Below are 12422 nucleotides of genomic sequence, written 5' to 3'. Positions count from 1 at the left end.
GTTGTCTCTGTTCTTCTCGTTGTCTCTGTTCTTCTCGTTGTCTCTGTTCTTCTCGTTGTCTCTGTTCTTCTCGTTGTTTCTGTTCTTCTAGTTGTCTCTGTTTTTCTGCTGCTTCTTCTGCTAATAATTTATTCTCAATACGTTCGTCTTCATTACTCCAAAGTTCATCTTCTAATGTACTTATTTCTTTGTTTATTTCTCGATTTATCAAACTAAACTTTTTTCTTAAATTAGTTATTTTACCTTCAAGCTCATTCAACATTTCAGTAGTGATAGGTTTACATCCTTTCAACCAACTACTATCAAGCATTTCCATAATCTTTTTTACTTCTTCTTTATCAAAAGTTATTACACTAGCTTCTTTGTTTTTCACACCATTTCTCGTTAAATTCTGGCTTCCTATAGTGGCAAACCTACCAGGAGCAATAATCATTTTCGCATGAAGTCTTTCTAAATGATAAAGTTTACAACCACATTGATGTAAAATTTTTAATGTTTTTAATGAAGAAGCACCAGAAACAAAATTACGAACTGAAAAGATTGTGTATACCTCACAATTAGCAACTTGTGACTCTCTTAAAATTCCTTCTGCTGTTTTTGATGTCAAGTAAGGTGAAAGTATTATTAGCTGATCATTATCATCAAGTTTCTTAATTTCAGTGTGCCAGCGGCGGCTAATATTTTTTAAATAGTAGTAAGGTGGCTTTCTCATAATGTAATTTTCTGATTTATAACATCAAACCACTGCAAAGTTTTGTCTACCCTTTACATATCAAGTACACTATACAAAACCCGTCACAATTAAATTGCAACGAGTTTTGTATAGAACTTTAAACTACTTATGTTCAGTTAAATTTCCTATGCAAAAACCATCTACACGGTTTAAATGTCCTCTCCAATAACCTCCTCTATGATTTGGAATTAATAAATTATTAGCGTTTTTAGGAGTTAAACAATTGCCATTATAAAAAGCAACATTTTTTAAATGTATGTATTCTATGTTTTTTAATTGGCTTTTAACTTCCCGATCGCCTGACAATTTTGCTGCAAAGGATTGATGATTTTCTAAGAATATTTGAGCCTCTTTTTCTAATATATCAGAACTAGAAAAAGATAATTTCAGGTCATTATATATACCCTCAAAATACAATTTCTCACTAATCACCACCCCACTAACACTTAAACCTTGAACAGAAAGTGTAATGTCTATGTCTACCTGACCTGCAAATTTATCCGCAGTATCTATCAGATAAATTAACAACTTGTCTGAATCTGATGATATCTGGATTTTTTCTTCGACTGAAACAGGTGTATTTTCTTGCGTCATAATTTTTTCAGAATAAGTTAATTAAATACATTGTACAAAATTTTAAAAAAACGTCAACCATTTACATCTGAAGGTTTGACGCACAAAAGCTAGACGGTGCGACAGTGCCACCGCTGCGACCGTGCCAGCCGTGCCCGCGAGCCGATCGCCCCAAAACCCTCTAGACCGCCCTAAATGGTGCATTTTTCACACTTGCCAGTGCCAGCCGTCCGATCGCCTCTCACCTGGTCACAGTCGATCGCCTCGGAGTCATCCGATCGCCCTGTTGAATCTGGCAATTTGAAGGGGTAACGACAGCCGAAAAAAATTACTCCCTCAAAAAAACACCTACCCCTAGGCGCAAATTTTATCCATCAACCCGATTCAAATTCCAGTCGTAAGGCAAAAAAACGATCGCCCATCCATCACCCACAGCCGCCTCCGGCCCCAAATAACCGCCCACATACTCAGCCACCGAACCCGCCGCCTTTACAAAATCCTCGCCGTACCACTTAAAAATCTTGCTCAAATAAAGCGTCTTTTTCTCGGCATCATATCGCACCTTATCAGGATTGTGAATAAAACGGCTCGCATCCGCTTCTAGTTGAGTCCGTACCGACTCCGGGAAATAAGCCCCGCGACGCAGCAGCGGGCACCCGACAGAAGCGCAAACTAATGCAAAATGGATGCGCGGTTCCGCAAATTCCGGCCGCAATATTGCGTGTTCGATTTGATTGAGACTGTGCTTTTTGCCGCCAATAATCGAATTTGAACGAGTGAAAAAATCCAAAAAACTCAGCCAGTTGGGAATTCCCAAAATTTTGGGACGGATGGACGCGATCGGATATACTTCCAGAACTTGAGAAATTGCGATCGCATTATACGCATTCAGCCACAACGCCAGCCGCGCATCCGCATCAGTACCATCCGCCAAATCCACATCCGCCAAACTTTCCAGCCACCCCCTCAAAACATCCGCCCCCTCAGCTTTCCAGCCCCGATAATTGACGCGGCCGAAATCGTCAACGTAGCGTTGCAGCAACTCGTCCCAAATCGTAAAGTCGATCGTACCGATCATTTATTACTATCCATCATATAAGGCGGACATTGCTTTAACTTCTGCTTCTATAGCAATCCTAAATCATTTGTGAATTTCTTACTCCCTCCCCTTGCTAAGGGGAGGGTTGGGGTGGGGTAAAAAATTTACGACTCCTGCAAGGATTTCTATATTTAATACTAGCCTCAACCTAAATAACACCTGCAACGGTAGTATTTTTTAGATTAGCCCCATCAAACGGGTTCTGGATTAAATTAACTTGAGTCAAATTAGCGCCTTGTAAATTAGCTTGCCGCCAAGAAGCCCCGCTCAAATTTGCCCCGGATAAATTAGCTTCCCTAAAATTTGATCCTCTCAAATCTGCCCCTTGCAAATTCGCATTTGCTAAACTCGCGTACCGCAGGCGAAGGCAGATCAAATCGCCGCCCGGACACTGGTTAGTTTACCGCAACTAATTGATTTGCTGCGGGTTAGGTGCAATCACTGGTGTAGCCAACCCGAAAATCATTCCCCATGAAACTGCTCCCAAAGTTACAGATTTCCTGCTCTTTACATTCTACAATCTTAAAAGATTCTTACTTTCAATTTCAACGGGGATCGGTTTCTTCCGGCACAACACCAATCCCACTTTGACCTGCAATTTTTTTAATTCCCCTTACCTCCATAACACACTATGAGCGATCGCACCGACTTTTTCGATAAACTGTTAGCGGCTGTTGAAAGCAATCAAAGTTTGCTGTATTTAGCCCTCGATCCCGACCCAGAAACCTTGCCCCCGCAGGTTTCCATGACTGGGGAAGAAACTCAAAGTTTTGTAACTGATTTGTTTGCTAAGCTAAAAAGTGCGATCGACCAAACAGCCGATTTAATTTGTGCTTGCAAAATCACCCTCGGTTTTTACCAATCTCTCGGTATTCCCGGTTGGGCATTGCTGCAAGAAATTTTAACAATTATTCCCCCTCACCTGCCAGTAATTTTAGATGCCAAACACTGCGATTTAAATACCAGCACAGTGTTTGCCAAAATTGTATTTCAAGACTGGCGAGTTGACGCTATTACTTTAAGTCCCTATCCCGGATTCGACCAAGTAGCGCCATTTTTGTTATACGCTGGAAAAACAGTTTTTGTCCTCTGTGCCACCGCCAACCCGTCAGCGGCGGCTTTGCAAGAATACCCGACGCCAGAAAACCCTTTGTACTTGCAATTAGTCCGACTTTCTCAAACTTGGGGAACTCCCGAAAAAGTCGGTTTAGAAGTAGGAATAATGCCGGATATGTTAGCCCGCATCCGCAAAGAGGCTCCTGAACGCCTAATTTTAGTCGAAGGAGACATCGCCGAAGAAAATGACCTCACAGAAGAAAACGACCTCGCACAACTGCTGGCGGCCGGTTTAAGCAAGAATGGTGAAGGTTTATTGCTGCCCGTCCCCCCCAGTTTATTAGCGGGGAAAGAACCGCGGCGAGAAATTGAGAAATTGCGGGATAATATTAATCAACAGAGGCTGCGCGCGATCGAAGGTAGCCCCACTTGCGAATTGTGGCTGCCCGATGTTTGCTTTTTACAACCCGAACCTCACCGCGATTTAATCTTGCAACTTTATGACATCGGCTGCGTAGTTTTTGGCGACCACGTACAAGCATCGGGCGCCGTATTTCCATATTACATCGACTTGCGGAAAATTATCTCAATTCCGCAGATTTTCCATCAAATTGTCAGCGCTTATGCAGACATTCTCAAGGATTTAAAATTCGATCGCATTGCGGGAATTCCCTACGGTTCTTTACCCACAGCAACCGGTTTAGCCTTGCGGATGGAACGCCCGATGATTTTCCCGCGCAAAGAGGTGAAAACTTACGGTGCAGGCAAATTAATTGAGGGGCATTTTCAGGCAGGAGAAACGATTGTCGTAGTCGATGACATTTTGATTAGTGGCAAAAGCGTGATGGAAGGCGCGGCTAAGTTAAAATCGGCTGGCTTGAATGTGGAAGATATCGTGGTATTAATCGACCACGAACAGGGAGTAAAAGATAAGATGCAGGCCAACGGTTATCGCGCACATTCTGTGCTAGCGCTTTCGGAAATAGCTGAAGTTTTGTATCGAGCAAGCCGCATTGATACCGAGCAATTCAAGCTTTTGACGGCGGAACATTAAATTATAAAATATCTAGTTACCAGGCTCTGCCTGGTAATTAAGATCCGGAGGCTTTGCCTCCAAAATTCTGTCTCGTTTGCCTTGTTTTAGTGGAGGCAGAGCCTCCTGAAAGGCGTTACCAGGCAGAGCCTGGGAACGAGTAAGAATTAATTGTCTCGTTTTCTAGTTACCAGGCTCTGCCTGGTAATTAATACCCGGAGGCTCTGCCTCCTTTATTTATGTCTCCTTTGGGTTGTTTTAGTGGAGGCAGAGCCTCCTGAAAGGCGTTACCAGGCAGAGCCTGGGAACGAGTCAAGGTAAATAAATCAACCTTGCAAAACTTCAATTAAAGCATCGCCCATTGCCCGACAGCCAACGAGTTTCATGCCTTCCGACATGATATCACCAGTACGATAACCTCGATCCAAAACTTCGACAACGGCTTGCTCGATTTTATTAGCAGCTTCCGGCTGATTTAAGGCGTAGCGCAGCATCATTGCCGCACTCAAAACTTGGGCGATGGGATTTGCTTTATCTTGTCCAGCGATGTCTGGTGCGGAACCGTGCACGGGTTCAAAAACTCCCGGCCCGCTTGCTCCCAAACTAGCAGAAGGCAGCATCCCAATGCTACCAGTTAGCATTGCCGCCGCATCGGAAAGAATGTCGCCGAATAAATTGCCGGTGACAATTGTATCGAACTGTTTGGGGCAGCGAATTAACTGCATGGCTGCGTTGTCAACGTAGAGGTGAGAAAGTTCGACATCAGGGTATTCTGAAGAAAGGGCAATAATACGATCGCGCCACAGTTGCGAAACATCCAAAACATTCGCTTTATCAACGGAACACAGCCTTTTCCCGCGCTTCCTGGCCGTCTCAAAAGCAACTCGCCCGATTCTGTCAATTTCCGACTCGGTGTAAGCCATCGTATTGACACCGCGTTTTTCGCCTGTTTCCGTCTCAAAAATACCTTTCGGTTTACCGAAGTAAATGCCGCCTGTGAGTTCGCGGATGACCATAATATCCACGCCTTCGACAACTTCCCGTTTCAAACTAGAAGCATCAACCAATTGCGGTAAAATAGTCGCAGGACGCAAATTTGCAAACAATCCCAATCCGGCGCGCAGTCCTAATAATCCAGTTTCCGGGCGCTGTTCGCGGGGCAAATTATCCCACTTGTAACCGCCAATTGCTGCTAACAATACTGCATCGCAGTTGCGGCATTTTTCCAGTGTTTCTTCTGGCAGCGGATTGCCTGTGGCATCAATAGCAGCGCCGCCCATTAAAGCTTCTTGAAATTCAAAGCCGATGTCCAATTGTTGACCGACAAGTTTCAGGACATCTACCGCCACAGCGATAATTTCAGGGCCGATGCCGTCTCCTGGTAAAAGAGTGATGCGGTAGTTTTGAGTCATATCGATTTGGGAGTTTTGATTTGAGATTTGAGATTGAGAGTTAATGGGAATTCTTTGGAAATGCAAGACATTCTCACAAGGTTATAATCATATCAGGATAAGCAACCTCAGAATTCATTATGACATTCCCGACTTACCCGCCTGCTCAAGCTGAACCGCCTTTAGACCCCCGGCAGAGTTTGCCAACAATGTATGATTTACCTAGCGAAGACCCAAAGGAGCCCGGTTTGCCAGATACATTTCATTTAGATCAGCCGCAACTCTTGGAATTCACGTTTTTGCCGCCGGGATGGGATGCGGAACAAGTCTTTACAGCCAGCGACCTAAATTTGTATTACGATGCAACACAACCGCGCTGGCATAAACGCCCGGATTGGTTTGCTGCGGTGGGTGTGCCAAGGCTTTATCAAGGGCGCGATATGCGTTTGAGTTATGTAGTTTGGCAAGAACGGGTAAATCCGTTTGTGGTGGTGGAATTGCTATCGCCGGGCACTGAAGATGAAGATTTAGGGCGGACTGTTCAGCAAGCTGGGGAACCGCCGACTAAGTGGCAAGTTTATGAACAAATTTTGCGGATTCCTTACTATTTTATTTTCAGTCGCTACACGGATGAATTGCGAGCTTTTCATCTTGTAGGAGGCCACTATGAACCGGCAGAATTAATTGATGGGCGGTTATTTATTCCTGAGTTGCAGTTGAGTTTAGGTTGGTGGCAAGGCACTTATAAGAGTATGAATCGGTTGTGGTTGCGATGGTTTACGGCCCAAGGAGGGTTGATTTTGAGTCCGGGTGAAAGGGCGACGGCGGCGGAACGGCAACTGATAGAAGCTCAACAGCAAGTTCTAGAATCTCAACAGCAACTGACAGAATCTCAACAGCAACTGACAGAATCTCAACAGCGAGAGGAAAGACTAGCGGCGCGGTTGCGGGAGTTAGGCATTGATCCTGAACAGTTGGTTTAATAGTTCTCGCACCCAGGCCTGGTGAAACCCGGTTTCAACTCCTCGAATCCGCGCAACAGGAGTGAAATAAGATAAAAATAGTTCGATCGCACGCACGTACAAAAAAATCGGCAAGGAGTCGCACCAGTGGCAGAGGGCGAAGGCATACCAACATCAGCACAGATTGATTATCGGGACTATTCTTGGGCCTTTTGGCCAGTTGTCCCCCTCTATCCCTACAGCAAGCGGCGCACCATCCGCAAGGAAATAGTCAAGGACACAATCTGGACTTTTGACCAACTACAAGGCATTTTCTACGTAGTCGTCCCGATTCGGATGACAGTAATTAAATTAGAACCCGAAGGCCTTCTCGTCTACGCCCCCGTTGCACCGACTCCTGAGTGCATCCGCTTGGTAAAGGAGTTAGTAGCAGAGCACGGCGAGGTGAAGTACATCCTGCTGACAACGGTTTCGGGGATCGAGCACAAAGTTTTTGTTGGCCCCTTTGCGAGGTGTTTTCCCGAAGCGCAGGTGTTTGTCGCCCCGCAGCAGTGGAGTTTCCCGGTGAATTTGCCGCTGAGTTGGCTGGGTTTGCCCTCCAAACGCACGTCTGTACTGCCCTTTGACAGCAGCAACACGCCCTTAGCCGATCAATTTGACTGGGCAATTCTCGGCCCGCTGGACCTTGGTTTGGGCAAATTTGCAGAAGTTGCGTTATTTCACAGACGATCGCGCACGCTGATGTTAACAGATTCCATAGTTTCCATTCCCGAAAATCCGCCCGCGATCGTCCAACTCGACTCTTACCCGCTGCTATTTCACGCCAAAGACAGCGCCTCGGACACGGTGGCAGACACCCACGAAAATCGGCGCAAAGGGTGGCAGAGAATCGCCTTATTTGCCATGTATTTTAGCCCCAGCGTGCTGGAAGTGCCGCCGTGGTCGGAGGTATTTGCCAGCGCACGCCAAGCGCCAGAACGCTCAAGGAAAGCTTATTTCGGGTTGTATCCGTTCAAGTGGAAAACACATTGGGAGCGATCGTTTGAGGCTTTGCGGGGAGGAGGGCGGTTGTTTGTCGCGCCGATTTTGCAGACTTTGATTCTCAACCGCGCCCCCAGGGAAACTCTCGATTGGGTGGATCAAGTGGCGAGTTGGGACTTTGAAAAAATTGTACCTTGTCACTTCGATGGTGCGATCGACTCCCGGCCGCGTGAATTTCGCCAAGCATTCTCGTTTCTGGAAAAACACTCGCCTGTTAATTCCTTACCCGAAGATGATTTTAAATTGCTCAGGCAGATTGATGCGGGTTTGAATAAAACAGGTTTGGTTCCGCCTGCGAAAGACAAAGTTTAATCGGAAATTTTGCACCATTCTGAATAAGCTGTTTGAGCACAGGCAAGATGCCTGTGCCACAAGAAAATAAAGTATTGTGGAACGGGCATCTTGCCCGTTCCGGCTAGAAGCCTACCAAAAAGATTAAACTCTTGACAATTGGTGTCGGTTTATTCATTTATCTCATTAAATTATTAATCAGCTCATCCACCCTCAAAAGTTCTTGAATAATTTGCTCTACCCTCTGCAGTTCATTTATAGGATTTATGCTTCTAATAGTTTTCGGGGATGTAGCTGAAGTATGTGCCGCCACACCTCTTTCTTCCCCAAACGTATTCATGGTAGCCAGCCAAACAGAATCTAAATCATCGGTATCTATTCCTATTGGCAAAAGCAACGCCAGAAGATTAGCTTCTTTGATGCCATGATTCTGGTCAATACTTCGCTTAAAACTATTAATAGCTAAATCTATTTTTTTGTTGACTTTTATTTTTTCCGGTGGCAAAGCTTTACTTCCCTTAGTTGGAGTCAGTGTATCTGGTGGTGCTTCCATCATTTGACCAGAAAAGCCAAGCAAGCAGATTAAAGTACGGCAACTCTTACCCTGACTATCCCAATTCTTTTTAGCATTAAGGGCTACTTCCCAAACTCTGTCCTCAAAATAAGCCTCAATTTCGGCATGAACTAAAACTCTGTAGGCAAGAGTTAAGGCTAGCTGCCGCTCGGAATATGAACCTAGAGGATTAATCTTAGGAAAAAATTGTTTTTTTAACCTATTTAACTGCTGGGTTAGAGTACGAAATCTAACGGATTTTGGCATACCTCTTAATAACTTACCTCAAACCGTTAAAGATAATATGGTTATCTACGAGTTCAGGTACATTAAACTCTACATCCAAAACCTTTAACAAAGCTTTGCCCCACAGTGAGAGACGAGTATGAGTTTCGCGAATGCTAGTTGTGCTTTTCTCAACAGCTTCTCTGAATTCGCTATTAGATGATGAACATAACTCTTTAAAAGCTTTTTGCACACCCGCCGGATTCTTCTCAGCAACTTCACTAATAACTGGATCTGAAAAATAAAAAACCATTACATCTAAAATAGCTCGATTAAACTTGCCTCGGTAACTATTAGAACTACTCAACCACACACGAAATATATTTTCTTCTCCAAATATTGTAGTGGTTGTTTGCACTGCCTTTTCAAATTGGCTAACTGTATATCTGACCTCAGTTTCTTTCTCTTTCCAATCCTTGTTGAGCTTTTTGCAAGTCATATCCAGGAACACTTTAAGATTACCGCGATAATCGGATAAAAAATGATGGAATCCTACATATCGTAGTAATAATTCGACATCGCGCATCCGAGGATCGGGATTTTGGGATTTAAGTATTTTTCTTAAAGCCTGATTTTTAATTGATTCGTCATCTAAAAAATTGATGAAATCACCTGGATGCAATGCTTGCCTGAGTTCTTGTGGAGATAGCGGAGTATTTTCTACATTCAGACGGAGAAAAATTTTGTAGAGTAAACTTTCTGTATGCCAATTCCGAATCAATGTAGTACGAAGAGTTTGATTATCCAGTGCATCAAGTACAGAACTATGGAGAAGATCGTTTTTTAGATCCTCATGCGTACAACCATTGAGTTCAGGTCTAAATTCTAAGTTTTTCAAAGCAAAACTATCGTTGGGAGTTTCGCTCCTTCCATAAAATTGCAGAATCGTAAGCAAGCGTTGCTTGCCGTCAAGAACTACAAATTTTCCGCGTTTTTTATCTTGAGAAGCCAAAACTATATCTGGAATGGGAAATCCTAGAAAAATAGATTCAATAAACCTGCTTTTACGAGTTATATCCCAAGCATCTCGCCTTTGAAATCTTGGATTAAGTTGAATATTGTCACGAACAAGTTGATCGAGTATGGTGGCTGTCGTCCAGTCATTTCCAGCTACAATTATTTCGGAAATTTCGTCTAAGACAGATTTGGGATTACCATTAGATTCAAGCTCATAATCTAGAGCTTCATCTTCCTCCTCGAAGCTTACTTCTTCTGGTTTTTCTAAGAGGTTTAGTTCAGGCATGACCGCGCTCTACTGGGTAAGTTTAATTTGGATACAGATACCTAAGTATAGCAGAAGTCAGAAGCCTTAAGTTATCATAGCAGTAACTAATTTATCGATTATGAAAACGAGCGCTTTTAATTTTTACTTATTTTTAAGCTAGAGGGATAATTTTTCAACTTAAACTCATCAAACTTCACCACTTGCGACTCCGGTTTCCGCGTATCAAAATAGTAGCTGCTAACCGTACCCTCCCCCGTATCAAAAATAGTAAAAGCCGTAATATCATTGCTATCAATATACGGCAGCGGCCGCCCATCCTTCCCCAACAAAGGCGCAACAGTCGGCACCACAGGTTCCAATCCGTTCGGGTCTCCAATAGCGCTGTAATCTTCCCGATATGCCGGCGGCACAAATCGGCGCTTTTCCCCCACAAAAGCACCGTAACTGTTACCCACATTAGAAGTCTCCAAAAAGTGCATTCCGCTGGAACTTACAAACCGATTCCACAAGTGCGAATGTCCGTAAAATACCAACTGCACCCCCGCTGTTTCTAGTAGCGGCACTACATCCCGAATCAGATAATCTTGCTGTTTCGGATACTCGTAACGCACCATTTTAATCTCGCCATCGAGAGCGCGATCGACTATTTGCACTGGATCGGTATAAGCAGGTACAATATTGTCACCCAGAGAATGCGGCGGGTGGTGAAACATCACAATTTTATATTTTGCCTGCTGGAATTCCGCACTTTTTAACTCTTGTTGCAGCCAATTATATTGAGCGCTGCCCTTGACAATCGGCTCAAAAATATGCTGTCCGTATCCCCATTTTTCGGGATGATTAAAATCTTCGTCCCGTTCCCGATACCGGCCTCTCGCACGCGGATCTAAATTCGGAGTTCGCCAGATATTCGTAACATACAAAGTCACTAAGCGTACATCCCCAAAAGTCACAGCATAGTAATTTTTACCTCCAGGTAAATTGAAAATTTCGTCATAGGTATCGCTATTAAAACTATGATTTTTTAGCCATCTTTCCCGCACGGAAGAGTCATTACTAGGATTCAAAGAGGCAGCACGTTGGGCGTATATTTTCTCGGCAGCGGCGCGGGGAAAAGGATCGTTAAATTGGTCATCGAGTTTGCTGTTGGTTGCAAAGCGGCCCATGATTTCGTGATTGCCAATGGCCGGAAATAAAGGCGCGTGTTGGATCAGTTCGCCGCCGCTGTAAACGGTTTTGATGCCGTTTTTGTCGAGTTCGGAAAATGCGCGACCTTGCAGAGACGGAAAGAAGGCGCGGCCTCGGTAATCGTCAAACCATTCAGAAGCGCGATCGGGTATATTAATTAAATCCCCAGCCATGAAAACCGCGTCAACTCGGCCAATTGTTTCGGCTACTTTCTGGAGATTTGCCGCTGTCATAGGCATCAATTGATGGTCGGAAGTGAGGAGGATGTTGAGCGGCCTTCCTGCTGCTGGTGTCGGAGAAAGAGTGAAAACTTTGCTGCTGACAGATGCGCCGTCTTTCCTTTCGCTGGTGACTCGATAAGGAATGCGAGCACCGGGTATTAAATTGGGGACTTCTGCTTCGTGGCGCCAGATGTCGCGGACAATTGGATTGCTGTCAATGATGCTTTGTTTCATTTCATCGGAAATGCGCGAGTCTTTGTCTTCGCGAGTGCGGCTTAGCTTGGTAGTATTTGCCGTCACAACTTGATTCAAATTTTCGCCGTAAGCAACAGTGTTGCGAGTACCGGCAAACTCTGTGAACCAGACAACTCGCACCGAGTTTGCTGTTGGGACTTGCAGAAACGGGTCGGTTAAAAGCTGAGGTTTGTTAAGGTAAGATTGCATCATGAAACCTAGCAATAGGACAATCAAAATCAAAACACCAAAAAACCAGGGATTGCGAGAATAACCTTGAGAAATTTCTACTTTATTGGGCAAAGGCGTTAACATAATTCATTAGTCATTAGTTTGTAAGGGCGGGTTGCACCAGCCAAACAGAACTCCCCACCCCAATATATAAACCCGCGCCACCCACTTTAAATTTTAAACTACCCACGTTATCAAAAAGCTAAGAAATTAGTAAAATATTTCCCATCAAACAAACCTAAACCATTTTTTGACCTCTTCTGATCTCTCCATTCTCTTTCTCTGTGCCCTCTGCGCCCTCTGTGG

The 12422-nt window shown here is 44.3% G+C and carries 12 protein-coding genes; 4 read left to right on the top strand and 8 right to left on the bottom strand.

From position 1 onward, the window contains the following. Together QUB10_RS11405 and QUB10_RS11400 are read right to left on the bottom strand one after the other, a co-directional pair. Positions 1–712: phospholipase D-like domain-containing protein (locus QUB10_RS11405; RefSeq protein ID WP_333202131.1), on the bottom strand; the 712-nt coding region annotated here is incomplete at its 3' end. A gap of 123 nt (positions 713–835) precedes the next feature. Next, positions 836–1327, bottom strand: coding sequence for a hypothetical protein (locus QUB10_RS11400; protein ID WP_333202130.1), 492 nt, complete (start codon positions 1325–1327; stop codon positions 836–838). Between the two features lie 121 nt (positions 1328–1448). On the opposite strand from QUB10_RS11400, the gene QUB10_RS11395 reads away from it, so the two are divergent. Further along, positions 1449–1610 (top strand): hypothetical protein, encoded by a 162-nt coding sequence (locus QUB10_RS11395; protein ID WP_333202128.1) that lies wholly within the window; start codon positions 1449–1451, stop codon positions 1608–1610. Positions 1611–1673: 63 nt separating this feature from the next. On the opposite strand, the gene QUB10_RS11390 is transcribed toward QUB10_RS11395, so the two are convergent. Then, on the bottom strand, positions 1674–2384 hold the full coding sequence (locus QUB10_RS11390; protein ID WP_333202125.1) for a DUF547 domain-containing protein: 711 nt from the start codon (positions 2382–2384) through the stop codon (positions 1674–1676). 169 nt (positions 2385–2553) lie between these two features. Then, positions 2554–2781 (bottom strand): pentapeptide repeat-containing protein, encoded by a 228-nt coding sequence (locus QUB10_RS11385; protein ID WP_333202124.1) that lies wholly within the window; start codon positions 2779–2781, stop codon positions 2554–2556. 255 nt (positions 2782–3036) lie between these two features. Between QUB10_RS11385 and QUB10_RS11380 the strand changes: the two genes are divergently transcribed. Then, on the top strand, positions 3037–4515 hold the full coding sequence (locus tag QUB10_RS11380) for a bifunctional orotidine-5'-phosphate decarboxylase/orotate phosphoribosyltransferase (RefSeq protein ID WP_333202122.1): 1479 nt from the start codon (positions 3037–3039) through the stop codon (positions 4513–4515). Positions 4516–4820: 305 nt separating this feature from the next. Here the strand turns inward: QUB10_RS11380 and leuB are convergent, their stop codons facing one another. Then, the gene (gene leuB / locus QUB10_RS11375) at positions 4821–5906 is read right to left on the bottom strand and encodes a 3-isopropylmalate dehydrogenase (RefSeq protein ID WP_333202120.1); all 1086 of its coding nucleotides are present in this window, start codon (positions 5904–5906) and stop codon (positions 4821–4823) included. A gap of 119 nt (positions 5907–6025) precedes the next feature. Here leuB and QUB10_RS11370 point away from each other — a divergent pair, with 119 nt between their 5' ends. Both QUB10_RS11370 and QUB10_RS11365 read left to right on the top strand, forming a co-directional pair. Next, positions 6026–6868, top strand: coding sequence for a Uma2 family endonuclease (locus QUB10_RS11370; RefSeq protein WP_333202118.1), 843 nt, complete (start codon positions 6026–6028; stop codon positions 6866–6868). A gap of 126 nt (positions 6869–6994) precedes the next feature. Further along, complete coding sequence (locus QUB10_RS11365) at positions 6995–8200, top strand: DUF4336 domain-containing protein (RefSeq protein WP_333202116.1); 1206 nt, start codon at positions 6995–6997, stop codon at positions 8198–8200. A 157-nt stretch (positions 8201–8357) separates the two neighbouring features. Here the strand turns inward: QUB10_RS11365 and QUB10_RS11360 are convergent, their stop codons facing one another. The 3 genes from QUB10_RS11360 to QUB10_RS11350 form a co-directional block, all read right to left on the bottom strand. Beyond that, positions 8358–8999, bottom strand: a complete 642-nt coding sequence (locus tag QUB10_RS11360; protein WP_333202114.1) for a HEPN domain-containing protein — start codon at positions 8997–8999, stop codon at positions 8358–8360. Positions 9000–9012: 13 nt separating this feature from the next. After that, positions 9013–10260 (bottom strand): DUF262 domain-containing protein, encoded by a 1248-nt coding sequence (locus QUB10_RS11355; protein WP_333202112.1) that lies wholly within the window; start codon positions 10258–10260, stop codon positions 9013–9015. Between the two features lie 116 nt (positions 10261–10376). Further along, entirely contained in the window at positions 10377–12200 is a 1824-nt protein-coding gene (locus tag QUB10_RS11350; RefSeq protein WP_333202110.1) for a metallophosphoesterase family protein, read from the bottom strand. Positions 12201–12422: the final 222 nt, after the last annotated feature.

This window comes from Microcoleus sp. B5-D4 (assembly GCF_036705145.1).
GTDB lineage: Bacteria > Cyanobacteriota > Cyanobacteriia > Cyanobacteriales > Microcoleaceae > Microcoleus.
This window is presented reverse-complemented; position numbering and strand designations above follow the sequence as displayed.